The following is a 23,333-nucleotide window of genomic DNA, read 5'->3' as shown; positions in this document are numbered from 1 at the left end:
ATAATCAGCCCGCTAAAAACAAGAAAAAAGCAGCACAGAAAACAACGGAAGAAAAAGCATCACATTATGGAATATCAGGAATCGCGGAAATGAGCACAAACGAACAAGTACAAAACACTGGAAAATACAGCGCCAAATGGCAGGAGCGCTTTAACTTCTTTGACACTTATGGCTCGCCAAGCGACCCACGATACAAGGTAGCCATTAAGACGCTGCCTGGCTTCAAGAAGAAAATGCTCATTAACGCCAACGTGATTGCATTTTTCTTCGGCCCTATTTACCTGTTCGTCTTGGGGCTCTGGAAGAAAAATCTTGCAATGCTGGGCATCATACTTACGATCAATGTCGTGTTGAGTGTGATTTTTGCGATCTTGGGTATGGAGTTTCCCAAACCGTTGACCACAGGTCTGAACATCGCTGTCTCCATGACTTATGCGCTCATGACCAACTACTCGTACTACCTGAAAGAAGTGAAAGGTGAACAAAGCTGGAATCCGTTCCAGGGTATGCGTTTCTGATTACAGGCTTGCTCAGTCAAGAGCCCGTACCTCATGATGAGGACGCGGGCTCGTTTTCTGAATTGATCGGAGCATCCCTTACTGGGTGCGCCAAGACTCAACAACATCTGCACCAAATTCAGTTTTCCACTCTTTCAACTGACGGTGATTACCACCTTTGGTTTCGATCAGCTCGCCCGAATTAGGGTTCTTGTAAATCTTCACATCCCGCGCCTTACGAGCTGCTTTTACTGGTGCACCTTTTGACGTCGAGACACGGCTACCAGCCTCTGGATCCAGAATATTAATAATATTCTGCAAGCTGAAGCCGTACTCAGCCAGTAACGCACGCAGCTTGCTTTCAAACTCCATCTCTTTCTTCAAACCGGAATCGCTTTTCATCGACTCGAGCTCTGCGAGTTGGGTGGCGAGCTGCTGCTCCAGTTTACGAAACTCGGCTAGACGGGACATTCTGCATTTTCCTCAAAGGGTTAATTCTAAATTCAACTTTGCCATATTAAGACTTAGAGAGCGTCAAGTCATCACCCTATTCAATGAAACTTTTACTTTCATCTTGCGTAGGGACTGAACATTGAGAAGAACCCATCTATCAAACTCCCCCTCTGACACTTCAAGCCCGTGCCAATATGCCTTCCCACTCACTAGTCACTTCAATGCGGTGATACCCCGCTATCCATTCATTGCAGTGAGAAACCTCGCGTCCTTTCACCATGGTGCCGTTCACGCCAAACGAGCACGACGCAATGAAGTTGATCAGCAAACAATCGCTGCTCTTGAACCAGGCACTACCAGTGTTCGTCGTCATGGCAATACTGATGGCTCAGCCTGTACACGCCAGTGAGATCCCCTCCGAACCAGAGCTGCTCGCGGCGAGGTGATCCAGGTAAACCACTGGCAGCTCCACGCAACGCGCTGCAGCGCAAACTGCTCGAGGGCCTGCGCTATCTGATCAAGGAAGAACTGAAGCTGAACCAAGCCAAAGCGTCAGATGGCTGGCTGACAGCGGACTCATTGTGGCTGGTGAGCAAGACGGTCTCGGACAAGCTACGTGCACACCTGTTAGGCCAGGGTATCGAGGGTATTCCTACCAGCAACACCGATGTGTTCAACGTATTGCAGGACCACGGCATTCTCCAGGCCACTCAAGACAACAAAGCCATCTGGAAAGCAACTGTCACCCATGGTGATTGGTGACATACCCTGACGTTACTGCGACTGGCTCCAGCACTGACCTGGGAGAAAGATGAACGTCCCGATCCTTATGCCGGAACGATCAAAGTTGTAGAGGAAGAGACCACTGCCTCTACTCTCCCGGCAAACGCAATTGACGAACGACTCCCAGTCGATAATCAGCCACCGATCGACCTTCCTTACAGAATCAATGACCTGCCAGAGTTTCTTGGTCCCATCGACTATCCGTCAGATGTTCCTGATCTAGACAGTAAAGATCTAGCGCCTCAAAGACACCTCCCGCTGGACGACTCGCCAGCATCCCCGAAGCACAACGCCCCTCCTTCCGGCGAACACTTCCTCAACTGGCTGAGCCAACATATCGCATCCCACAAACTCATCATCAACGACACAAAAGCCCTGGTGCATACCGTCGTCGACACTGCCTACCTGGTAAGTCCAGGCGTGTTTCAGCGCTACGCGCAGGAACATCCCCAAACAGCTCACTTGGCCAAACAAGATAAGATTTCAGACTGGCAGTGGGTGCAAAAGCGCTTTGAGCAGTTACAGCTACATCGTAAACAGCTCAACGGTTTGAACATCTGGACCTGTGAAGTGACAGGACCACGTAAGTCCAGGCGACTACATGGTTACTTGCTCAAAGATCCTGGTTTACTGTTCAGCCAATTACCGTTGAACAATCAGTATCTGGCGCTGACATAAGGGATTGCTACAGCTCACTGCTCAGCAGAGCACCAGAGAAGAACTTCAGCACGCAACGAGTTTTTCTATTGAGGTTTCAGGCGAGGTTGCGCTTTAGTTGGCGAGCTGATCGTACTCAACTTATCTGGGTGCTTGTACTCGAGCTTGACCAGTACCTTTCAAGACCATGAGCTGCAGGAGCTGGCCAATTGAGATCGATTCTGACAGGCGAGAATCTGCCACTTACTGCCGTTCACGTTCGGCAGCTCTCGGCCAAAAGCAGTCAGTGGGATGTATCTAGAAAACTCTGGGTGATTCACGTTGATGCCGTTGGCAGCAACGCTAGCCATTTATCATCTTAATTTACTACACTGCTTTGCCATATTCCCTCTAGAGGATGATGCAAAGTGACCACCTCGTTCGAAGAAATAGTTATTGAGCGATTTACAGAGGTGCACGTCGAAGGTGTGACAGCGCTCTACAACGAGCCAACGGTATGCCGTCAAGTACTTCAGATGCCTTATCAACCAAATGATATATGGCGAAGCCGTCTATCTGGCTGCGATGAGCGTCGGGTACAATTAGTGGCAGTCCACCAAGGCAAAGTCATCGGTAATATTGGGTTAGACCAGTATTCACGAATACGACAAAGCCATGTCGGCTCAATCTATATGGGTGTCGCGCTAGCTTGGCACGGTAAAGGTGTAGGGACCCAATTGATGGGTACCGCTTTGGAGATAGCTGATAACTGGATGAATCTTCACCGAGTAGAGCTAACGGTCTACTCGGACAATAATGCTGCTAAATCCCTGTACCAAAAATTTGGGTTTGAAGTTGAAGGGACATTGCGAAAATATGCTGTTCGTGACGGTGTCTTTGTCGATGCACTTGCAATGGCTCGCCTACGTTAGTTTGAGAGTTTTTAGTGTTGTGTGACGTCCGTTTCTGGATGGTTATCATCTGGCTCTAGTGTGCCGAGTCGCGCAGTTTTTTTGTGCTGACGCTCGATGCCGCTGGGGCCATTTTGAAGGCACGGTCCTTTCATTTTACTACCAAGCTTTGCAAAAGGTTCTGCTGCTATTGGGCCCACTCAATGATGCTGATAAATCAACTGTGGCTGATTGGGATGCAGCGAGACAATCTAGCGCTTGGCGGTGTTGAATAACAACAGCACATAAGGGGCTTCACCCGGCTCTTCGATGCGACTAACAGGGGTATCCGCTGGTACGACTGCCCGCCAAAATTTTAGTCCGCTCACGTTGTCAATCATGGTTGAAACTCGCCAGGCTCCTGCGTGTAATTTAAAGAGTGTACGCACCGCCTCTCTTCCGATTGAGTCGCCACGATACGATTTCGCTACAAAAAATTCGGCCATCTCAAACAATGGCGCATCACTCAATGTTCTCACAAGAGCAAATCCAGCAACCTTGTCATTCGCAAGAATGAAGTAGGGGTGCCTCTCAGGCTCCTCCCAGTAAAGTGGAAGGTACGGATACTCTGTCTCTACGCCCAGCTCCTGTAAGTAATCGACCAGCATAGTGGTCAAAATTCCTTGCGAGTTCTTTGGTGCAATTTTGACTTCAATATTCACTACTTGTCCTTGAGTTATGACTGGCAGAGCAGTTTCCTGCAGAATAGAAGAACTTCCAGCTTATCCATTAAAATCACAATGGATTTGCATGCTCTCTGCTTGGTTGTGGTGAATGCTGGAGCCGCACTGCTCGAGTGCTCCTTTGGCGTATTTAATAACAGTAAGAAAATTAAGAAATATATTTTCCAATTATTACTTTAGAGGATGGCCAGCGAGGTGCAACCTTCAAGCCTTGGGCTTCCTCTTTAAAAAATATCAGCATGCTGTTCGAGCTTTTACTGTTTATCTGTTTGACGTCGTAAGAGCTTATCATGCGTCAGCGTATTTAGTATTGCGCTCACAATTCGATATTCAGAAAAACGTCTCACGTGAAAGGGCTGTTGGCCAACCATGTTGAACAACCGCTTCTGGCCGGTAGCTGCCCCTCGTGATAGGCAGCTACCGGCCAAGAGCCGACATTGAGAAAGTCATACCGACTGCATGCGCTCCCGAGGGCTCCATTCTGAGCCTGGTGCCCCATTTCGATCCTAGACCGACCCATAAGGTCTAGGACCCATGGGATGGTTAACTGATCCAGCCAACCGCACTTGTATCAATTCCAGCAGCGCCCGGACACGCGCAGTCACAGAATGGCGATGGCTGTATGCCCCTAGCAATTGCAGCGGCGCGGGGCGCAGGTCCAGTGGTACCTCCTGCAATCGGCCTGTAGCAAGGTCTTCCTGGCAGGGGTAGGCCGCCACAATTGCGAAGCCGATGCCTTGCCGTGCGCCTGCCACGGCCAGTTCTCCGCTGTTGACGCGGTAGCGGCTGCGGACCGGCACCTTGACGATTTGGCCCGCGGCATCCTCAAACTGCCAGGGCTGGCCCTTCAGCGCACTGAGGGTGGTGATGCAGGGCAGAGATTTAAGTTCGCGCACATGGCGTGGCACACCGGTCCTGGCCAGCAAGGAGGGGGCGGCAACCACGATGCTGGGCAGTGTGGCGAGTTCGCGGGTGATGAAAGCGCTGTCCTCCTGATGGCCCCGGTGGAAGACGATGGAAAGATCGACGTCCTCTCGAAGTACCTCTAGCCCGGTCATCCGGGTGTCGCATTCGAGCTCGATTCCGGGATGGAGGCTACAGAATTCGGCGAGGATGGGAGCCAGCAGCCTTGGTGCCTCTCCAGGCATGCACATCTTCAGAGGACCACGCAGTTCGCGCTGTACCACACCAAGCTCTTCCTGCGTGGAGAGCAGGGTGTCGAGCAAGGGCTTTGCTCGTTCGTAGAGCAGTCGACCGGCTTCCGTCATCCGCAGGTGACGGGTGCTTCGCTCCAGCAGGCGTACGCCGAGTCTTCGCTCCAGTGCGGCAACGTGGCGGCTGACGTTGGAGGAAGGCATGGCCAATAGACGCGATGCGCCAGCAAAGCTTTGCTCATCAACCACTGCCACATAGACACGAACAGTATTCAGATCGAGTGTATCGCGCATTGATTATCCCGATTGAGGTATGAATCCGTCCCATTTTTGCATGCTAATTCTCTGTAGTGGCGAAATTTAAGATGCGCTTTTGCCTAAGGAGAGCTTCAGCGTGGAAATTGGAATACTGGGCGGCGGCATTGCGGGCCTGAGCGTGGCACTGGCCTTACGCAAGCAGGGTTACAACCCACGGGTCTATGAGCGTCGTGCGGTACCGGCAACCATGGGAGCCGGTGTGACGCTCTGGCCTAATGCCAGCTTTGTGCTGGACGAACTGGGACTGCTGCAAGACATTGAGGCCATTGGCGGTCGACCGCTGACAATGCGTCGTCAGGATGCTGCGGGAAATGCACTGGGGGGCCTCGATATTGGTTTGCTGGACCGGACGATGGGATACCCAACCTACACGGTGCTGCGCAGGCACTTGCAGGAGGTGCTGCTGGACCATGCGGCCCGAGCAGGGATTGCGGTGGAGTTCGGGCGCCGGGCGGTGGGCATTGAGCTGAATGCTCATGGCAGAGCCGTGGCCCATTTCGAAAATGGCGCGAGCATCTGCCCGGATCTGCTCATTGGCGCCGACGGCCGCATGGAGTCAGTGGCGCGCAAATTTGTCGCGGGTGACAACACACCAATCTATCAAGGCTTTGTGAACTGGATCGGCGTGGCGCAGGGGTCGCATCCGCTGGTGGACGATATTTCGATCCAGGACTTCTGGGGAGCGGGCGAGCGCTTTGGTTGCGTGGCGGTTCGACCCGAACTGGTGTATTGGGCCGCGGCGCAGGCACGGCCCTTAAATGAGGCCACGCCCACCGCAGATATGCGCAAGGAGGTCGAGAATCTTTTCGCGAAATGGCCTGAGCCGGTCTCACGCATCATCAATGCCACGCCCGAGAATGCCATCCGACTTATTGCGGTGCATGACCTAGAGCCGCTGCATACATGGAGTCGGGCGAATGTACTGCTGGTCGGAGATGCCGCACACGCGCCGTTGCCGACGTCGGGACAGGGAGCTTGCCAGGCGCTGGAGGATGCGTGGCATTTGGCCCGGTGCCTTGATGGTGGAAGTGGAGGCTTGGAAGAGATCTTCCAGGTGTTTGCGAAAATTCGCGCCCCCAAAACCGCGAGACTGGCGGAGCAGGGCCGGGTTTTCGCACGCGGGTTATTCGCCACAGATCCTGAAACCTGTCGCATCCGCAATGAGAGGGTTAAGGCGTCCGATCCCGTGCGTGACGTGCAGGTCTTGGCAGCCGGATGGGGACAGGGTCTACCGATGTCTGGTGGCGCTGACAGCAGGTCAATGGCGGGAGGCGGCTTTGGCAGCCTGTACAGCCTTGAATGATGTGCGCTGTATTCCGCACGGATAGAAAGTCATGTCCCTAGTGAGGAAAGTTGAGCGCTCGGCTGAGCGTTACAGTCGCTGGATATGATTCCTCAGGCCTTATGCGAACGCCTCTTTGTCCGCATCCGATCAGCTTGCATGAGGGCCACAGGCGGGAGTCGACTCCTTGCGGCCCCGCACTGCATCTAGAAAAACGTGGGCAGTCCAGGCCTTTGCCAATTAGCCGGTTCTGAATGACTGAAGCGGGTCGATAGCCCCCCTCATGAACCGTTGTTTAAACCAGGCACCAACCTTCGACAAATAATCGCTTGCCCATGATATATGGAAATCCGTATATTCGATTACTCGAATATAAAGGGCATTGCCGATGATCACCCCTCCCGAGGTCTTCAAAAGCCTGGCTGACGAGACGCGCACCCGTGCCACTCTGCTGATCGCCCACCAAGGGGAGCTGTGTGTCTGTGAGCTGATGTGCGCCCTCGACGACAGCCAGCCGAAGATCAGTCGCCACCTCGCCCAACTGCGCAGCAGTGGCTTGCTGCTGGATCGCCGTCAGGGACAATGGGTCTATTACCGCCTCAATCCAGACCTGCCGGCCTGGGTCAACGAGATCCTCCAAGTGACATTGCAGGCCAACGTCGCCTGGCTGGAGAAAAATGCTGCCCGCCTGCAGAACATGCACGGGCGCCCTGTCCGCGCTGCTGCCTGCTGCTGAATCCCCAAACGAGTGAGCCTTCAATGCTGATAGCTGCAGCAGTCTTCGTCTTCACCCTGGTGCTGGTGATCTGGCAACCCAAGGGCCTCGGCGTAGGCTGGAGCGCGACGATCGGCGCGGTCATCGCCCTGGCGGTGGGCGCGGTGTCATTGCAGGACATCCCCACGGTATGGGCCATCGTCTGGAACGCGACCGCAACCTTTATCGCCATCATCATTATCAGTCTGTTGCTGGATGAAGCGGGCCTCTTCGAATGGGCAGCGCTGCATGTGGCGCGCTGGGCCAATGGCAACGGCTACCGCTTGTTCGTGTTCTGCGTGCTGTTGGGCGCGGCGGTCTCCGCGCTGTTTGCCAATGACGGCGCGGCGCTGATCCTGACGCCCATCGTCATGTCCATGCTGCTGGCGCTGCGTTTCTCCCCGGCGGCAACCCTGGCCTTCGTGATGGCCGCCGGTTTTATCGCCGACACCGCCAGCCTGCCGCTGGTGGTGTCGAACCTGGTGAACATCGTCTCCGCCGACTACTTCGGGCTGGGCTTCAGCGAATACGCTTCGGTGATGCTGCCGGTGAACCTGGCAAGCGTCGCGGCCACTTTGCTGGTGCTGTTCCTGTATTTCCGCAAAGACCTGCCGCAACGCTATGCCAGCGATGCGCTGAGGCGGCCTGAAGAGGCGATTCGCGACCGCGCCACCTTTGTCGTTGGCGGCTGGACCCTGCTGGCATTGCTGGTTGGCCTGTTCGCCCTGGAGCCACTGGGCATTCCCATCAGCGCTGTAGCGGCGGTATGCGCGGCAGTGCTGTTCGCGGTCGCGGCGAAGGGTCACAAAATCTCTACCCGACGCGTGCTGAGGGGCGCGCCTTGGCAGGTCGTGGTCTTCTCCCTGGGCATGTACCTGGTGGTGTACGGCCTGAAGAACGCCGGGCTGACCGATCAACTCACTCACCTGCTCAACCGCTTGGCCGCACAGGGCCTGTGGAGCGCCACGATTGGCACCGGCCTGTTGTCGGCGCTGCTGTCATCGATGATGAACAATATGCCCAGTGTGCTGATCGGTGCGCTGTCCATCCAAGCCAGCGGCGCCGATGGGCTGGTCCGCGAGGCAATGATCTACGCCAACATCATCGGCTGCGACCTCGGCCCGAAGATCACCCCCATCGGCAGCCTCGCCACCCTCCTCTGGCTGCACGTGCTGGAGCGCAAAGGCCTGCGCATCAGCTGGGGTTACTACTTCAAGGTCGGCATCGTGCTGACCCTTCCGGTGCTGTTGATCACCCTGACGGCCCTGGCGCTGCGCCTGAGCCTTTGATGTCCGCTTCCAGCGGCAGGAGCAATCCATGCGAGTCCTGTTCATGTGCACAGCCAATAGCTGCCGCAGCATCCTGGCGCAAGCCATATTCAACCACCTGGCGCCGAGCGGATTCAAGGCGCTGAGTGCCGGGAGCTTTCCCAAGGGGCAGGTACTGCCGCGCAGCCTTGCCACGCTGCAGCAGGCCGGCATTGCCATCGAGGGTTTGTACAGCAAAGGCAACGAGGCCTTCGCGGACCACCCTCCAGAGATCGTGATTACGGTCTGTGACAAGGCCGCGGACGAAACCTGCCCGGTGTATTTCGGCCCGGCGCTGAAAGCCCATTGGGGCCTGGAAGATCCCTCCGAGGTGATTGGTGACGAAGCGGCGATCGAGGCCGCTTTCCGAGCCACCCTGGCGCGCATCGAGCGACGCTGCCAAGCCTTCCTCGACCTGCCTTTTGCCACCCTGAGCCGCACTGAACTCAAACACGAGCTGGATCGAATCGGCTCGCTCTAAGTTGGAGGAAACATGTCAGAACACCTGCCCAACCTTGATCTCAGCCTGCTCGAAAGCAGCCAGGCCACGCCCCACCCCGGTGAGCACAAACCGCGCATCCTGCTGCTGTACGGCTCGACCCGCGAACGCTCGTTCAGCCGCCTGCTGGTGGAAGAAGCCGCTCGCCTGCTGGAGCACTTGGGTGCCGAGACGCGCCTCTTCAACCCGGGTGAATTACCGCTGCCGGACGCTGTCCCTGTAACCCATCCCAAGGTGCAGGAACTGCGCGAGCTGGTGCTGTGGTCGGAGGGCCAGGTCTGGTGTTCGCCAGAAAGACATGGCGCGATGTCGGCCGTGTTCAAGGCCCAGATCGACTGGATTCCCCTGGAGCTGGGTGCCGTGCGCCCCACTCAGGGCAAGACCCTGGCGGTGATGCAAGTCTGTGGCGGCTCGCAGTCCTTCAACGTGGTCAATCAGCTTCGGGTCCTGGGCCGCTGGATGCGCATGTTCACCATCCCCAATCAGTCTTCGGTGCCCAAGGCCTACCTGGAGTTCGACGAATCCGGTCGGATGAAACCCTCGGCGTACTACGATCGGGTCGTCGATGTGATGGAGGAGCTGGTGAAGTTCACTCTGCTGCTGCGCCACCGCCAGGACTTTCTGGTGGACCGTTACTCGGAGCGCAAAGAGAGCGCCGAGCAGCTCACGGCGCGCGTCAACCAGGGTTCGATCTGACGTCGTTAGTGCTTTTCCGGCGCCCCAACCTCCGCCAGCGGATAGACCCTTTCAGCGGTATCCGGATTTCGAATCCCGAAGGTGATGGTCGAGAGATCCGCTGATGGCATCGCGGGTAGAGAAATCCACGGCATGGGCCTGACCCAGGTGCAACTCGCCATCGCGAGCACCGAACCGGTGGACAGCCGCACCGCTGCCCAACAGACCAGCAACCACCAACGCCATGGATAACCGCCTTGAACACTGGGTAGCGTTGACGCGCTACTTGGCGGGCGAGATCCGGGATCTCCGTGATGCACCGGTCTGGCCTGCACGATGAGTCGGGCTGACGCCTGTGCCCATACCTGCGGCTCACACCAGAATGACTGCCCAAGCAAAATCCGAGTTGACCCATAAAGGAGTGATATTTATCATTATCCGCAAACCTACCGACCGGTAGGTAGCAATAGCAACGAGAAATATGAATGAACAGCATTTCAGCGGATCGTGTACCACTCAAACTGGCGGTTGGCTTGGGAGTCATCGGCGCTCTTGGACCTTCCGCGGTGGACATGTATCTGTCCAGCCTTCCCGAAATCGCTCGGGACTATGACGTCAGCTTTGCCAGTGTCCAGCTCACCCTGACGTTCTTTCTGTTGGCCATGGGTGCCGGGCAGTTGTTGTTTGGCCCGTTCGTGGATGCCTACGGGCGGCGGCGGCCGCTGCTGGCCGGCCTGGTTCTATTTATCCTGTGCTCCTTGGGCTCGGCCTGGGCGCCCACACTCCAGGCACTGATTGGCTTTCGCTTCTTGCAAGGGCTAGGCAGTGCGATGACGCTGGTTGTCATCATGAGCATGGTTCGCGATGTCAGCCGAGGCGTGATGGCGACCCAACTGTTTGCCTTGTTAATGACCATTGAAGGGGTTGCGCCAATCCTCGCTCCAGCCCTGGGCGGCGTCATTGATACGCACTTTGGCTGGCGCGCAGTGATGCTTACCCTGGCTCTGCTTGGCGTTGCAGTGCTGGGCAACAGCTGGTTGAACCTGCCGGAGACGCTGGCAGCGCATAAGCGCGAACCACTGCGCCTGACAGCAGCGTGCCGAACCTACCTGAGCATCGGCCAAGACCGGGGTTTTCTGTTGCCTGCGCTGGCGGTTGCCGCCGTGTTTTTCTTTCTCTTCGCTTACATTGGAGGCGCCACACTCGTCTACCAGGAGGTTTACGGTTTGTCCCCGCAGAGGTTCGGAATGCTGTTTGGGGTAACCGGTTTCGCCATTCTGTTGGGTGCCATCCTGGCGGGCAGGCTGATCAGCACCCTGGGCCTCAATCGCCTGAGCCTGATAGGTGTCGGCTGCATGGCTCTAGGCGCGTTGGTGACGTTGTTGGCGACCATGACCCAGGTGGGGTTGGCTGGAGTTGTTGCGGGGATGGCATTGGCATTGTTCGGCTTGGGAATTGCCGAGTCGACCTTGATGTCGCTGGTGATGTCGTCCCAGGAACGTGCGCTAGGCTCGACAGCGGCCTTGCTCGGTGCCATCCAATTGTCTGTATCCTCTAGCGCTACCCCCATTTCAGCCTTGGTGGTGGAGCACGGCCCCATCGCCTGGACAGCCCTGTTGACGCTCAGCGCTCTAGTGGTTTGTCTGCTGACCCGGATCAGCCTGCCCAAGAGCAGCGACGCTACATTCACTCTTTCTGGCCATTGACAAGAGCATGCCATGACCTCGGTTACCCTCACTCCAGCGGCTGAACGCGTTGTTCAGTTTGCCTTGACGCATTTTGCCGATCGCGGCTACGACGCGGCATCGCTGAACGACATTGCCGTTAGCGCAGGGATCAAGAAGCCCTCGCTCTATGCCCACTTCGCAAGCAAGGACGAGCTCTACATGGCGGTGCTGGGTGTCGCGCTGCACAATGAACGGGACTACGTAACCGCGCAGTTCTCGGCAGCCGCAAGCGACCCGGTACCTGGCGAGCGCTATGTCGACAACCTGCAAGATCGATATGGCAGCAGCAGTGCCTTGCGCTTCTTGTTCCGCGCGGGATTTTATCCGCCGCCGTTGATCGAGCCAGGCGTGAAGTCTGGTTTTGAGAACTACCTGACAGTCATTCGTGAGCATTTCCAGGCGTCTCTTGCAGTCGCCTATCCGGACATCGAGACACCGCGTGTCGAACTGCTGACAGAGGCCTACATGGCGTTGATCGACAGCCTGCATGTCGAACTCATCTACGGCAATGAGCAGGCATACTCGCGCCGTCTCGAAGCGCTACGCCAGTTGATCAAGATCATCGGCCTGCCCGGGGTGCCGGTCGTTGCCAGCGGCAAAGCCGGTCAACGGAGCTGACTCTAGCAACTCATGGCATGCATGTTTCGAACTCGCACGCTGGCCGGGACTGTCCGCGTCGAATCGCCATTGGCGACGGCGCCCTTTCGGCCAGTATCAAGCGTTGCCACACCACCAGGCGTTTAACCGCCTTCCACCAAGAGAGCAGCGCCAACCCATGCAATTTCATGACTTCGTATTCGGGCACATCGAGGTCGAGGTACAGGGCCGCGCCTACGATCTGCATAATTTCTACGAAGCCAGCGCCATCAAGTACGACATCGTAGATCGCTCACTCGTGCTGAGCTTCGTTCGATGGCCCGACGCTTGGGTGCCTGACGAAGAAGCAGAACAAATAATCATCACCTTCAAGGGAGTGAGCTATTTTTCAGCCGCAGGGATGGAGCCAGACGCCATCGACGAGGATGGCCGTTGTGTTCACGCGATTGGCGTTGTACATCCCGACGCCGCAACCGAAGAGTTCTACCTCACGGATATCTTCCCCGCGGACCATCACCTAGTGATTCAATTCGAATCGGGCCTGGCCTTACGCATACAAGCTGATGCTGCAGAATGTGCAATGTTGTTCTGATGAACCAGGGTGGATGTCTTGAATCGCCCTTTGGGTTTCGCAGTTGGCTCGGCGGGAAATATTCCTCAATGAGCCGCTGCTTTTACCCGGAATCGGTCGAGTGCTGGCTTGAAAAGCCTCTAGTGAAACAGCACATCCGCTGCGGACTCTGGATACTCGCTCTTCATCCGTGCGAGGCATTTTTGCAGGAGCTTCGCATCCGCCGGTAAACTTCTGGATAACGCATCCCAGCCTGAAATCCTCAGCTGTATGGGCATTGGCACCAGCCCGCTGATTGCGTCCCAGAAAGCGTCCCAATTGCCGCCGTACCAGCCGGGAAAGCCAAGCGCATCCTTCAAGGCGCGATGAAGTTCGCTGGCGCTCGCCACCTCACTCAAGTCAATTTCCACCACCGCCAAGCGGGTCATCATCAGCACCTCAAACGTCGTTCACGGGTGCACAGGGTAACTGAAGTTCGTTTCGGCAGCGGTGCTCGGACAGCGCCCTTGTGCATCATTCGCGGCCCTTGATCAGCAGCGCCATCGAGCAAACGGCCAGCGCCAGACGCTGGCCGTTAACGCGGGCAAGCGCCTCAGAACTTCGCCTGCATCCCCACTCGCAGCGTGCGCCCGGGTGCCGGCATGAAGCTCTGTGCCAGCGGGTCCAGGTAATAGCGATCAGTGAGGTTCTGCAGCGATACGTTGAGGCTGGCCTGTTCCTGCAACTTGTAGTTGAGGAACAGATCGAACAGCGCGACCTGGCGGTAGTTCAATTGCGGCGTGGTGGCGCCGGTCTGCCAGTTCTCGTCGGCGGTCACGGTCGGGCCCGAGGTGTAGGTGACGCGAGTACCGACAGTCAGGCTCTGGTCAAAGAAGCGCAGGCCGGTGGTCAGGTTCGCCGCCAGACGCGGCGGGTTCTGGGTGTTGGTGTAGGAACCCATGAAGCTGCCCGGCGTGCAGTCCGGCGTATTGCTCAAATCTCGATACTGATTGCTGCTGGCCCGCAGTGTTGCCGCGAAAGCCGCATCGCAGGTCTCGGTCTTCAGGTAGTAGGTGGACGAGAAGTCGGCAAACATCCGCCCCGCATCGTAGTGCGACTGCAGCTCCAGGCCGCGGGTCTGGTAGCTGTCGGTATTGCTGAAGCGCATCAGGCCCCACAGGCCCGGGCTCGGGTCGTAGTAGCGGGTGATGTAGTTCTTGATGGTGTTGTCGAAGTAGGCCACCTTGATCGCCGCCGAGTCGTCATCGAACAGCAGGCCCTTTTGCAGGGTGCTGGCGCCGACTTCCCAGTTGCTCGAGCGCTCGGGTTTCAAGCCCTTGCCCGGCGTGGTCTGCTGCACACCGTAGCCGGTTTCGAACAACGACGGCATGCGAAAGCCCTGGGTGTAGGACGCATAGACGAAGGTGTCTGGCAGCACCTCGTAATTGATCCCGAAGGCCGGGGCAAAGGCGCTCCCGCTGTTGCTCTCTTTGCCCGAATAGTCAAACCCGGTGACCACCCTGCTCACCTCGGATGGATAGACCGTCGAATCAACCGCGCCAAAGTCGTTGTAGCGAACACCCTCGAAAGGGTAGTTGGTGTTCTTGAAGACAATGCCGTTGTTCAACCGCGGGTCCGTGGCGTCGGTGTACTGCCCGCTCGAGTCCGGGAACCACAGCATGTTGCCGGATCTGTCGCCGTTCGAGACACTCAGGAAGCGCAACTCGCGCTCCTCTCGCCGCGCCGTTGCATTGGCGACGTGATCCTTGCTGTGAAAGTGGGTGTAACGACCGCCGCCCCACAGCGTCAGGCTATCCACCGGCTTGTATTCCAGCTTGCCGTTGAAGCTGAACTCTTGCCGCGAACCTTCGCGCAAGCTGCGGTTGGCGTTGATATCGTCCTGGGTGGTGACCACGCCTTTTTGCGGACGCAGTTCCTCCAGCTGGAACGAGCTACCCAGGTCCAGCTTCAAATCGCCGTAGTCGGTCTCGAACCGCGAGGTATTGGCCAGGCCGCCCCCTGTACGGCGGTTGGCCTGGCGGTTCCACGAACGGTCCGTGCGGTAGGCCTGGGAGGCCGGTGCCGACCAAGCGCTCAACTGGCTGGTTTGCGCATCGGTCATCCACAGGTCGGCTGTCAGGTCTACCAGCGGGTTAGCCTCAGGCAGGTAGTTGTAGCGCGCGGTGTAGGTATCGATCTTGGTGTGGCCCAGCGGGTACTGATAGATGCCCCCGGTGCCGAAGCGGAAAATATCCGACGGCATGATCTCGCCGATGCGCCCGTCGTAGCGGCGATAGCCCAGGTCGAAAGTGTGGCCGTCCGCCGGGCGCAGCGTGGTCTTGAGCAGCAGCGATTCGGTCCGCGACGAGGAGTTCAGCACCTCCTCACCGGCGTTATAGGTGGTGGCGACAGTAGTTTCTTCGCGGTCGTAGCGGTCAAAGGTGCGGTAGCGGTCCTGGCCCTTCTTACCGGCAAAATAGTTGCCCTGGTTGCGCTTGGCATAAGCCGCCACCACGTCGAACAAGTCATGGGAATAGGCGAACGCGACACTGCCGGACTCCGCGTCCGAACCGAACAGCCCGCCACGGCTCTGGTGCGGTTCCGAATACAGGTCCTCGGTTCTGGAGTGAGGATCACGCGAGGCTGGCGCGACGCCGTTGTTCCACAGGTCGCCCTTCAAGCGCAGGCCGATATTCTTGCCGTCCTGCAAGATGTCGCCGACGCCGATCGTGCGCATCTTCACCGTGCCACCGATGGCGCTGGAGGTCAGGCTCGGGCCCTTGTCGATGGCGATATCGCTGATCATGTCCGGGTCGATGTAGCTGCGTTGCTGGGTCCCGGCATAACCGCGATAGACATCCAGCGCCTGTTGCGAGCCGTCCACCGTCACCGCCACCCGGCTCTGGCCCTGGATGCCGCGGACATTCACATCCAGGCCGCCGCCATTGCGGCTGTCGCCAACCTGGACCCCGGGCTGGCCTTTGAGCACGTCGCCGACCGAGATCGCGCCAAAGCGCTGCAGGTCCTCGCCGGAGATATACACCGACGAGCGCGGTGCCCGGTAGACCTCCTCCTGATCGGGATTTTCGCCCCTGACCTTCTGGGTCGGCAGCGACACCGCCTCCTGGCGCAGCCGCAAGGCGTAACCACCGTCAGCCTGGCGCTGATAGCTCAAGCCGGTGCCCGCCAACAGCTGGGTCAGGCCCGCGTCGGTATTGAAATCCCCTTGCAGGCCCCGGCTGCGCTTGCCGACCGTGAGCAGCGCACTGCCTGCCATGCTGATCCCCGCCTCGGCACCAAAGCGCGACAGCACCTGGTCCAGTGGGCCGGCGCCGATGCTGTAGTGACGCTCGCCAACGGCAAACACCAGCTCACTGCAGAGCGGCTGCAGGCTGAGCAAAAGTAGCGTAAACGTGCGGGGGCACAAGACTCGGGCGGGGAAAATCATGCAAGGCTCCTAGGGGTCGACACCCACCTGTTTCGATGGGTAATACCTAAAGGCCCGGCCACTTCGAAAAAACTATCGCGCGAGTGAAAAAAAATATTCAGGCAGGCACCACAGTCACCCAATAACGGGTGCGTCGCTCGATGCGCACCGGCAAGGTATTGGTCAACAACGCCAGCGCGGCATCGGTATCGTCCAACTGGAAACTGCCAGTCACACGCAACGCAGCGACCGCCTCGCTGCAACGCAAAAAGCCCGGGCGATAACGCGAGAGCTCCGCCAGCAAGGTATCCAGGCGCATCCGCTCCGCCGGCAGGATGCCGCGCAACCAGGCCTGGGCCAGAAACACATCGATGGGGCTTGGGGCCCCGACGCCCTGACTGTTGACCCGGCTTTGCCAGCCAGCCTTCAGCGCCAAGGGTGCCGGATGATGCCGCGCACTCACCTGTACCAGACCGCGCAACACCGTCACCAGGGTGCCCTGTCGATCCTGGCGCACCAGCAGATTGGCGCCCCGGCTATACAACACCGCATCCGGCGTCAGCAGCTGCAGCGAGGCGGATTCGGCCGGTGCATCCAGGGCCATTTCACCCTCGATCAACTGCACACTGCGCTGCTGTGGGTTCCAGTCCAGATGCACCGCACTGGCGGTGTTCAACCACAGCGCACTGCCATCCGCCAATGCCCAGCGCCGCCGCTCACCGATGCGGGTGCGGTAACCCGCCAAGGCCGAACGCACCAGGGTGGAATCCGCCCCTTGCCAGGACATGCCCCCCAGCAGACCCAACGCGAGCAGGCACTTGAGCACCTGCCGTCGCCGCTGCGGATCGGCCCCCGCCGACTCCAACGCCCGACGCGCCGTGGCGTCGGACAACAGACTCACCCCGGGCTGCAGCAACAGCGGCAAACTGCTGACCCGTTGCCAGGCGTATTCGTGATCGGCACTCGCCTGCCGCCACTGCTGCAAGGCCTGGTGCTCGGCGGCACTCATCAGCCCGGACTGCATCCGCACCAGCCAGTCGATGGCGCTGTCACGCACCCGCGGGTCAACAGCAGCATTACTCATTCAAAACGGCTCGCATAACAGACACTGAACGCCTTGCTCATGGCCCGCTGCACCTGGGCCACGCTCAGGCTCAACTGCGCGGCGATCTGCGGGTAGGTCAAACCGTCGAGCTGGGACAGAAAGAAAATCTGCCGCACCCGCATCGACAACCCCACCAGCAGCGAATCCAACTGCAACAGGGTCTCGATCATCAAATGCCGGACTTCGGGCGAAGGCTCCTCGGCCACCGGCCGCGCGGCCAGGGCTTCGAGGTAAGCCCGCTCGATCTCCTGGCGCCGCCAGCGATTGATCAGCAAGCCGTTGGCGATGGTCGCGAGAAACGCCATGGGCTGGCGCAGCTCGCGCACATCCTCCTGGGAGCGCAACACCCGGATAAAGGTGTCGTGCGCCAGGTCCTCGGCATCGGCGGTGTGCCCCAGGCGCCGATGCAACCAGCCCCGAAGCCAGCCGTGATGGTTCGCATACAGCTGGGCGACGGGCGAGGCAATGCTGTCGTCGTGCATGTCAGATCCGCATTAATGATAATGCTTCTCATTTTATGGTTTTGCGGTGGGGGTTGTATAGGGGGGATGGGGTGAGAGGCGCCAAAAGTCGCGATCAGAAAAATTGGCGGCTTTAACGTAAACACCGATACGTCAATCATTGAAACTGCGGGCCTGAACTCAAGGTGCCTGCCACCTCCCAAGTACGCCGATGCCTAGCTCTAGGCCCACTGAAGAACGCACGACACCAATAGCGGCATTTTAATGGCCATGTCAGCGTCCCGATGTTTATGATGCACCCCATGCTCAGGGCCGCAATCACCTGGGCAAGCTCGTTTTCAAGGATAAAAGCAGAGGGATACTGTGAGTCGAGTAATCAACAGCGTGATTCAACAAGCCGCGGAAAATTTTTCCGACAGCTTGAGCTCGTTCTACCCGTCCTATGGCCGCAATGGCATGAACGAACGCAACCTCACCTTTCAATTGGCCAATGCCTTTGGAGCACGCAACAACGCCCATGCGTTCATGGAAGTGCCGTTCCTCAACCCGCTCACCCAACGCTATGAGTATCGGATCGACTGCATGTTGTTCGACAAGGAGCGTGTGTTCTTTGTTGAGGCCAAGCGCCTGTTCACTCCGAAGAAAGCCGAACAACTGCGTATCGACTTCGAACGCATGAAAGCGGAAAACCTGGCCCCGGTACTGGAGAAGTTCATCTCCCCTTCCACCAAGACACGCAGTGTCTACCGCTTGATGCTTGCCGAAACCTGGCACCCGAACATTGTCAGTTGGTGGCAAATGGAAGACACCACTCGGGCCTGGGACAACAGTTGGCTTCCTGAGAAACGTGGCGTGGTCGAGGTCAAGACCTTCAACAACCAACGGACACTGTATTGGCTATACGCCTATGAACAGATAGAGATCTGCGCATGAACGCTCCGACAGTGATCAAGCCCTACGACATTGCCGAACACCGCCACCGCTACACCGCCTGGGCCGCAAGTCGCGCAGCGAGCACCAAGACCTGTCGCTTCGATGTGAGCACTGGCAAGGCGATCATCGAAGCCACGGGGCTGCACCTGCTACTGGCGGACCCAGAACTGCTGCCGTCTCCCGAGCGCATCGATACCCAGCACAAGATCTGGCGCGAGAGCGCAATCGAAGCTGCCAACAACAAGGGCCTGGTCGGCTTCGGCCACGGCGTTGCGGCAAAGCTCATCAATGTCTATCTCAAGGGTGCCTTTGTCTGCGCCGGCCAGGAGCTGCATCCGAATGTCCAGGCCCTGCATCCCCCTATCGACAAGCTCTTGCTGGATGAGCTCTACGATCAAGATATTGGCGGTTTACGGAAAATCTGGGCACAAGCACGCAAGCAACGCTGGTCGAAGTTCGATGCCGAGCAGTATCAAGCCGTGATCAATGGCATACGTGAGGTCCTGACGGGACGCCCACTGTGGCATGTCGAGGCCTACTGGCGCGGCTACCAATGAGTGTCTCGAATCTCTGTTTTTCGAGGATAGCGTCTCGGTGAAGCCCTTCGCTTATCGGGCTTTCGACGCCATCTGCTAGCGTCAAGCTTCCCCAATGCACAAAGCTGGAGCCTCATCTAAAAATGTACCCCACTGGAACGCATCTGATTGTCGGTAGAGGCCTCTACACCCACCACGGGATTTTTGTCGGCAGGAATCGCGTGGTCCATTATTCCGGCATGGGCTCGGGTCTGCATAAGGGATGCATCGAGTCGACCTCCCTTGAAGCCTTCCTGCAAGGCAAGAACGCCAGGGTCAAGACTTACAGGAAAGTCTATTTCAGAGGCCCCGATATCTGTCGCCGGGCCCGGTCCAGGCTGGGCGAGGATGAATACAACCTTGTGTTCAACAACTGCGAGCACTTTGCCAACTGGTGCGCCACCGATCGGCACACCAGCGAACAGGTCAGGGTCGCCAAGCAACGCCTGGGCACAGCCGCAAGCAGCCTGCTGATGCACCGAGCGGCCAAACAGGCAGCTGAGCAAACCACCAAGGCCTTGCTCGCCCAAGGTGGTAGTGCCGCGGCACGCAACATGCTGGCCGGACAGGCCGCAAGCACAACCGTGAGCCAAGTAGCGCGTTCATTGACAGGTCAAGCTCTGGCCAAGGGTGTCGTCAGTACCGCATCGGGTCTGGCCGCCGCTGGCGGCACCTCCAGCTTGACTGCTGCGGGCCTTGGCGCCGTAGGGTTCGCTGGAGGAACAGCACTGGCCCCCGCACTGGCCACCGCAGCGGTGGCCGCAGGCGCAGCCTATTTGGTGGGCAGCCTCTGGGATTGGCTTACGGACTGATCGCGGCCTGCCGGACGCCCACGACTAACGCCTGAAGATAACTAGCTGCGCCCTGCTCTTTCCCCAGGGTTAGCACACAGTAAAAACCGGAAAACCGTAGCATCAACGCCTGCTACACTCGCGCCCCCGAACCCATCTGAAGATGACCACGGGCACTGGTCATCCCATTGAAAGGACTCTCCCATGAACAAGCTGATCCACTGCCTTTTTGCCTCGACACTGGCCCTGTCTGTTGACGTTGCCCATGCCGCTTCCGTTGCCAAAGTCTTCAACGGCGAGATGTTGGGCACCAATCAGCGTTACTTTGAATCCGTCGCCGGAATCCCTCGGGAATCCTTCGGCGACGAGCACAAGTTCAAAGTCCAGGGCTGCGACATCACCGCCACGGTAGAAGGCGGCAAAGTCAACAAGCTGCGTATGGAACTGACGCCCAAGTGCCAGGCCGACCTGACCCAGTTCGTCGGCACCTTCGCCCCCGCTCCAGGCAAACCCCTCACCGTAGGCGCCTTTACCGCATCGTCCGGTGGCGGCCTGAGCTACAGCGCCAGTTGCCTGAGCATGTGCGGGAACGCCGCTGATCCCTCGGTCTATGCCCACTGGGAAGGCCCCCACGCCGTAGATTTCAGAGAAGTGCTGCTAGAGGTGGTGCTGGTCTCGGATGCTGCGCTCAACGCCGCCAACCAGTGGGAAGCGCAGATGCGCAAAGCCGAGGGCGAAGACTACGTGATGGAGACACGCTTCAACTGCGACCAGAAATACGACGCCGTCGCACAGAAGGCCTTTGAAAAGGTCCAGGTCAGCGCGGTCACCATCGGCACGGGACTCAAAGCTCCCGGGTGCTGACAGTCAACGCGAGATGCCACACAGCAGTCGGAAGTGCACAACGACCGGCTGCGACAAGGCTTCTCCACTCTTAACCCCATGCCCCGAAAAAACGCCCAAGGGCCAGCTCCAAGCCGATCTCAGCCAGGCACTTTCGAGCCGGGTAGAAAGAGATAAATCGCTGCACGAAAAACCAGCCCGGGCACATCGGCAAAGCGGGCCGAAGAAGGTGCTCGTGAAGCGCAAGCTTCGGCAGAGGATTGAGGCTGCCGGTTCAAGCACCTGCGCCACTGGCAGGGCTGGCTGTACCACCAGGAATACATGGAGATGAAATTCTTGCCCCCCCATGCAGGCACGCGCCGGCCATGGTACATAAAGCTGCTCTGGATACCGCTGCTGTTATGGCTGGCCACTCATTGGGACATCGCGTTGCCAACGGTGATTGTTCACTACTCGCAAGCCGGCCGGGATGAGCTCAGGTACATCTGGAATGTCCAGGATCGGATTGATAAAGGAGGAATGCTTCCCGGAGGCGGTGCAACCAATCATGGCGCACTCCTCCCGGACGACGAGTTCTTTATGGAATTTTCGTGGTGGAGCAAAAACACCGGGCGTAATCATTGCATCAGCATCACACCGCAATGGCCCAATACCGATATCTACCTGAACGCCGACGGCGACATCGACAGGCGAGAAAACAGCGGAACCGATGTGCACCGGTTGACGGAGTGTCGATGGGATCGAGCCAAGCCTTAGGTCGATATCACAAGCCGAACGGCAACGGCAGCCTGCGTTGACGCGTTGAGCTGTAGATGCGGTATTCGCTCGATGACAGTTCTTAGGTAAAAGATCGTTCGGTTTATCGTTTCAAAAACATACGGTAATCAGATTTTGAGCGGCAGCTTTCGGCCAGAAGCGGTCGGTCGACGCACTAGTTTTAGAACTACCTCATCTCTTGCTCGGAGTTGATGCAACACTTCCGCAACTCCTTCGGATCAGGCAAGCATCCCCGCAGAGCCGGCAACCTCTCCCTTCTCCCGCTTCCCATACCCCCTTCCATCAGTCGCGGCTACTCAGTTATCGGAGTTGCAATCCGCGAACACCTCGCAGCCAACACCTACAAACAGAAACTGCAACGGTTGTTCACCTACCGCCCAGCGCTCGCCTGGCTTCTTGGCTATTTGTGTCTGATGCGTCCGACATTAGCCAGATGATGGATGTAGGGCGTAAGACTCTCTACATAAGCTTCAATAAACTCCTGAGGGTCTACGTGGTCGCTACCCGCGAAACGACGCTCCATCGCTTTCCTCGAGTTGGCAAAAACCTCTTCTAGATGCTGCTCCTGCTGCCGCTGGATCTCATGAGGAAGGACAGCGTGCAGGCAGTCCAAAGCTACCTGCGAATCGTAGAACTCATACTCATAGATTTTTCTAACCTCTGACTCGTCAAAATCCAAGTCGAAATCGACAGAAAATTCCTTACCTTTTGTTGGGTCTATAACATACGAATGCTTAAAATCATCACCCTCGTAATCTGCGCTCAGCGAGATAACGATTCGGACGATGCCAAAATATTCCAGATACGCTTGAACCGTCCGCGCGGCCTTGTTGCCCTTCACGCAGATGCAGTGGAGGGGCACGCCGACTGGCCGGTTGATGAGCAGGTCATGGTGGTAGTAGTGACCGAAGCACGGTTCACCATCATTGAAGATATAAGCGTTCGCCCGCTCGCAGATCTTGGGGTTGATACCGTTCGCAGACAACAGAGCTAGAGCCGTTTTCACGAACGACTTGCCAACGCTCAGGCCGCCAAAGCTGAATTCGAAGTGGAAATATCCATCAGGGTATTTGGACTGTGCTATCGCGCTGGCTAAAGTCTTCTCGACATCCAGCGTGGGATAGGTGCGTTTCAAGCCAGTCACTATCTGACGGGCCTGCTTCATGTCATTGGCGCTGATTTGAAAATGAACGCCATCCTCCTTCACTTCCTTCTTGATCTCTGGAGCGAAGAATTTCAACGAATTCTTATCGTAGATCAGCTTTTCGCCAGCTGTCGTCTCAATGACCTCAGCGCGGTTCTCACCTCTGTCACGCACGACACGGAAGAACAAGGCCAGTTGGTTTAGTTGCGTGGCTAGATCTGCGTCCCAAGTCTCCCCGGCCTTACCATTGCACGCACGACAGATGAAGCCTTTAACCTCACGTATTGAATCGCCCCGGGTTTCGTAGACACCTCTTTGCCTTAAACTGAGGCCAATTAGGAGGTGCCATGAGCAACCCGCGTTACCCCGAAGAATTCAAAATCCAAGCAGTCAATCAAGTGACCGAAAAGAG

At 57.6% G+C, this 23,333-nt stretch carries 24 protein-coding genes and 1 pseudogene; 17 read left to right on the top strand and 8 right to left on the bottom strand.

Going from position 1 to position 23,333, the window contains the following annotated elements; genetic code table 11:
* The first annotated feature begins 89 nt into the window (after positions 1–89).
* Complete coding sequence (locus tag GV818_RS31770; protein WP_161778527.1) at positions 90–518, top strand: DUF2628 domain-containing protein; 429 nt, start codon at positions 90–92, stop codon at positions 516–518.
* A 78-nt stretch (positions 519–596) separates the two neighbouring features.
* Here the strand turns inward: GV818_RS31770 and GV818_RS31765 are convergent, their stop codons facing one another.
* Positions 597–968 (bottom strand): histone-like nucleoid-structuring protein, MvaT/MvaU family, encoded by a 372-nt coding sequence (locus tag GV818_RS31765; protein WP_161778526.1) that lies wholly within the window; start codon positions 966–968, stop codon positions 597–599.
* A 423-nt stretch (positions 969–1,391) separates the two neighbouring features.
* On the opposite strand from GV818_RS31765, the pseudogene GV818_RS31760 reads away from it, so the two are divergent.
* Positions 1,392–2,411 (top strand): annotated as a pseudogene (locus GV818_RS31760) (helicase/relaxase domain-containing protein); the annotation flags it as partial.
* 386 nt (positions 2,412–2,797) lie between these two features.
* The gene (locus tag GV818_RS31755) at positions 2,798–3,301 is read left to right on the top strand and encodes a GNAT family N-acetyltransferase (protein WP_161759395.1); all 504 of its coding nucleotides are present in this window, start codon (positions 2,798–2,800) and stop codon (positions 3,299–3,301) included.
* Between the two features lie 230 nt (positions 3,302–3,531).
* On the opposite strand, the gene GV818_RS31750 is transcribed toward GV818_RS31755, so the two are convergent.
* On the bottom strand, positions 3,532–3,981 hold the full coding sequence (locus tag GV818_RS31750) for a GNAT family N-acetyltransferase (protein ID WP_161759396.1): 450 nt from the start codon (positions 3,979–3,981) through the stop codon (positions 3,532–3,534).
* A gap of 527 nt (positions 3,982–4,508) precedes the next feature.
* A complete protein-coding gene (locus GV818_RS31745; protein WP_161778525.1) occupies positions 4,509–5,450 on the bottom strand; it encodes a LysR family transcriptional regulator in 942 nt (313 codons plus the stop codon).
* A gap of 100 nt (positions 5,451–5,550) precedes the next feature.
* Between GV818_RS31745 and GV818_RS31740 the strand changes: the two genes are divergently transcribed.
* The 9 genes from GV818_RS31740 (at position 5,551) to GV818_RS31700 (ending at position 12,907) form a co-directional block, all read left to right on the top strand.
* Positions 5,551–6,777 carry an FAD-dependent monooxygenase gene (locus tag GV818_RS31740; protein WP_161778524.1) on the top strand — a complete coding sequence of 409 codons (1,227 nt, stop codon included), beginning with the start codon at positions 5,551–5,553 and terminating at the stop codon, positions 6,775–6,777.
* 367 nt (positions 6,778–7,144) lie between these two features.
* Positions 7,145–7,492, top strand: a complete 348-nt coding sequence (locus GV818_RS31735; RefSeq protein WP_161778523.1) for a metalloregulator ArsR/SmtB family transcription factor — start codon at positions 7,145–7,147, stop codon at positions 7,490–7,492.
* 23 nt (positions 7,493–7,515) lie between these two features.
* Positions 7,516–8,799: an arsenic transporter gene (locus GV818_RS31730; protein WP_161778522.1), complete on the top strand. Its 1,284-nt coding sequence runs from the start codon at positions 7,516–7,518 to the stop codon at positions 8,797–8,799.
* Positions 8,800–8,827: 28 nt separating this feature from the next.
* The gene (locus tag GV818_RS31725) at positions 8,828–9,298 is read left to right on the top strand and encodes an arsenate reductase ArsC (protein WP_161778521.1); all 471 of its coding nucleotides are present in this window, start codon (positions 8,828–8,830) and stop codon (positions 9,296–9,298) included.
* A 12-nt stretch (positions 9,299–9,310) separates the two neighbouring features.
* Positions 9,311–10,012, top strand: coding sequence for an arsenical resistance protein ArsH (gene arsH, locus GV818_RS31720; RefSeq protein WP_161759402.1), 702 nt, complete (start codon positions 9,311–9,313; stop codon positions 10,010–10,012).
* Between the two features lie 84 nt (positions 10,013–10,096).
* The gene (locus GV818_RS31715) at positions 10,097–10,243 is read left to right on the top strand and encodes a hypothetical protein (protein WP_161778520.1); all 147 of its coding nucleotides are present in this window, start codon (positions 10,097–10,099) and stop codon (positions 10,241–10,243) included.
* Positions 10,244–10,476: 233 nt separating this feature from the next.
* Positions 10,477–11,697, top strand: coding sequence for a multidrug effflux MFS transporter (locus GV818_RS31710; RefSeq protein ID WP_161778519.1), 1,221 nt, complete (start codon positions 10,477–10,479; stop codon positions 11,695–11,697).
* A gap of 12 nt (positions 11,698–11,709) precedes the next feature.
* A complete protein-coding gene (locus GV818_RS31705) occupies positions 11,710–12,336 on the top strand; it encodes a TetR/AcrR family transcriptional regulator (RefSeq protein ID WP_161778518.1) in 627 nt (208 codons plus the stop codon).
* A 157-nt stretch (positions 12,337–12,493) separates the two neighbouring features.
* On the top strand, positions 12,494–12,907 hold the full coding sequence (locus GV818_RS31700; RefSeq protein ID WP_161778517.1) for a hypothetical protein: 414 nt from the start codon (positions 12,494–12,496) through the stop codon (positions 12,905–12,907).
* Between the two features lie 119 nt (positions 12,908–13,026).
* Here GV818_RS31700 and GV818_RS31695 read toward each other — a convergent pair whose 3' ends face one another.
* The 4 genes from GV818_RS31695 to GV818_RS31680 form a co-directional block, all read right to left on the bottom strand.
* On the bottom strand, positions 13,027–13,314 hold the full coding sequence (locus GV818_RS31695; protein ID WP_161778534.1) for a barstar family protein: 288 nt from the start codon (positions 13,312–13,314) through the stop codon (positions 13,027–13,029).
* A gap of 164 nt (positions 13,315–13,478) precedes the next feature.
* Positions 13,479–16,313, bottom strand: a complete 2,835-nt coding sequence (locus GV818_RS31690) for a TonB-dependent receptor (protein ID WP_161778516.1) — start codon at positions 16,311–16,313, stop codon at positions 13,479–13,481.
* A 97-nt stretch (positions 16,314–16,410) separates the two neighbouring features.
* Positions 16,411–17,376 carry a FecR domain-containing protein gene (locus tag GV818_RS31685; protein WP_161778515.1) on the bottom strand — a complete coding sequence of 322 codons (966 nt, stop codon included), beginning with the start codon at positions 17,374–17,376 and terminating at the stop codon, positions 16,411–16,413.
* On the bottom strand, positions 17,373–17,879 hold the full coding sequence (locus GV818_RS31680) for a sigma-70 family RNA polymerase sigma factor (protein WP_161759409.1): 507 nt from the start codon (positions 17,877–17,879) through the stop codon (positions 17,373–17,375). Before GV818_RS31680 ends, GV818_RS31685 begins: the two co-directional genes overlap by 4 nt.
* Positions 17,880–18,221: 342 nt before the next feature.
* Here GV818_RS31680 and GV818_RS31675 point away from each other — a divergent pair, with 342 nt between their 5' ends.
* The 5 genes from GV818_RS31675 (at position 18,222) to GV818_RS31655 (ending at position 21,756) form a co-directional block, all read left to right on the top strand.
* Positions 18,222–18,791: a hypothetical protein gene (locus tag GV818_RS31675; RefSeq protein ID WP_161759410.1), complete on the top strand. Its 570-nt coding sequence runs from the start codon at positions 18,222–18,224 to the stop codon at positions 18,789–18,791.
* A complete protein-coding gene (locus GV818_RS31670; RefSeq protein WP_161778514.1) occupies positions 18,788–19,348 on the top strand; it encodes a hypothetical protein in 561 nt (186 codons plus the stop codon). The genes GV818_RS31675 and GV818_RS31670 overlap by 4 nt, the downstream gene beginning before the upstream one ends.
* 122 nt (positions 19,349–19,470) lie before the next feature.
* Positions 19,471–20,178, top strand: a complete 708-nt coding sequence (locus GV818_RS31665) for a lecithin retinol acyltransferase family protein (RefSeq protein WP_161778513.1) — start codon at positions 19,471–19,473, stop codon at positions 20,176–20,178.
* A gap of 183 nt (positions 20,179–20,361) precedes the next feature.
* Positions 20,362–21,021, top strand: a complete 660-nt coding sequence (locus GV818_RS31660; protein WP_161778512.1) for a hypothetical protein — start codon at positions 20,362–20,364, stop codon at positions 21,019–21,021.
* A gap of 306 nt (positions 21,022–21,327) precedes the next feature.
* Positions 21,328–21,756, top strand: coding sequence for a hypothetical protein (locus GV818_RS31655; RefSeq protein WP_161759414.1), 429 nt, complete (start codon positions 21,328–21,330; stop codon positions 21,754–21,756).
* A gap of 421 nt (positions 21,757–22,177) precedes the next feature.
* On the opposite strand, the gene GV818_RS34715 is transcribed toward GV818_RS31655, so the two are convergent.
* Entirely contained in the window at positions 22,178–23,110 is a 933-nt protein-coding gene (locus GV818_RS34715) for an HNH endonuclease (protein ID WP_256679576.1), read from the bottom strand.
* Positions 23,111–23,333 lie beyond the last annotated feature (223 nt).

The sequence above is a fragment of the Pseudomonas sp. Fl4BN1 genome (assembly GCF_009908285.1).
GTDB lineage: Bacteria > Pseudomonadota > Gammaproteobacteria > Pseudomonadales > Pseudomonadaceae > Aquipseudomonas.
Note: the sequence above shows the minus strand (reverse complement) of the source record. Positions and strands in the feature narration are given on the sequence as shown.

Coding starts and splice junctions, on each gene's coding strand:
- GV818_RS31770 (WP_161778527.1), top strand. CDS start 90: ATGAGCACAAACGAACAAGTACAAAACACTGGAAAATACAGCGCCAAA.
- GV818_RS31715 (WP_161778520.1), top strand. CDS start 10,097: ATGGTCGAGAGATCCGCTGATGGCATCGCGGGTAGAGAAATCCACGGC.
- arsH (WP_161759402.1), top strand. CDS start 9,311: ATGTCAGAACACCTGCCCAACCTTGATCTCAGCCTGCTCGAAAGCAGC.
- GV818_RS31730 (WP_161778522.1), top strand. CDS start 7,516: ATGCTGATAGCTGCAGCAGTCTTCGTCTTCACCCTGGTGCTGGTGATC.
- GV818_RS31710 (WP_161778519.1), top strand. CDS start 10,477: ATGAACAGCATTTCAGCGGATCGTGTACCACTCAAACTGGCGGTTGGC.
- GV818_RS31700 (WP_161778517.1), top strand. CDS start 12,494: ATGCAATTTCATGACTTCGTATTCGGGCACATCGAGGTCGAGGTACAG.
- GV818_RS31655 (WP_161759414.1), top strand. CDS start 21,328: ATGAAATTCTTGCCCCCCCATGCAGGCACGCGCCGGCCATGGTACATA.
- GV818_RS31690 (WP_161778516.1), bottom strand. CDS start 16,313: ATGATTTTCCCCGCCCGAGTCTTGTGCCCCCGCACGTTTACGCTACTT.
- GV818_RS31670 (WP_161778514.1), top strand. CDS start 18,788: ATGAACGCTCCGACAGTGATCAAGCCCTACGACATTGCCGAACACCGC.
- GV818_RS31705 (WP_161778518.1), top strand. CDS start 11,710: ATGACCTCGGTTACCCTCACTCCAGCGGCTGAACGCGTTGTTCAGTTT.
- GV818_RS31745 (WP_161778525.1), bottom strand. CDS start 5,450: ATGCGCGATACACTCGATCTGAATACTGTTCGTGTCTATGTGGCAGTG.
- GV818_RS31695 (WP_161778534.1), bottom strand. CDS start 13,314: ATGACCCGCTTGGCGGTGGTGGAAATTGACTTGAGTGAGGTGGCGAGC.
- GV818_RS31665 (WP_161778513.1), top strand. CDS start 19,471: ATGTACCCCACTGGAACGCATCTGATTGTCGGTAGAGGCCTCTACACC.
- GV818_RS31660 (WP_161778512.1), top strand. CDS start 20,362: ATGAACAAGCTGATCCACTGCCTTTTTGCCTCGACACTGGCCCTGTCT.
- GV818_RS31725 (WP_161778521.1), top strand. CDS start 8,828: ATGCGAGTCCTGTTCATGTGCACAGCCAATAGCTGCCGCAGCATCCTG.
- GV818_RS31735 (WP_161778523.1), top strand. CDS start 7,145: ATGATCACCCCTCCCGAGGTCTTCAAAAGCCTGGCTGACGAGACGCGC.
- GV818_RS31685 (WP_161778515.1), bottom strand. CDS start 17,376: ATGAGTAATGCTGCTGTTGACCCGCGGGTGCGTGACAGCGCCATCGAC.
- GV818_RS31680 (WP_161759409.1), bottom strand. CDS start 17,879: ATGCACGACGACAGCATTGCCTCGCCCGTCGCCCAGCTGTATGCGAAC.
- GV818_RS31765 (WP_161778526.1), bottom strand. CDS start 968: ATGTCCCGTCTAGCCGAGTTTCGTAAACTGGAGCAGCAGCTCGCCACC.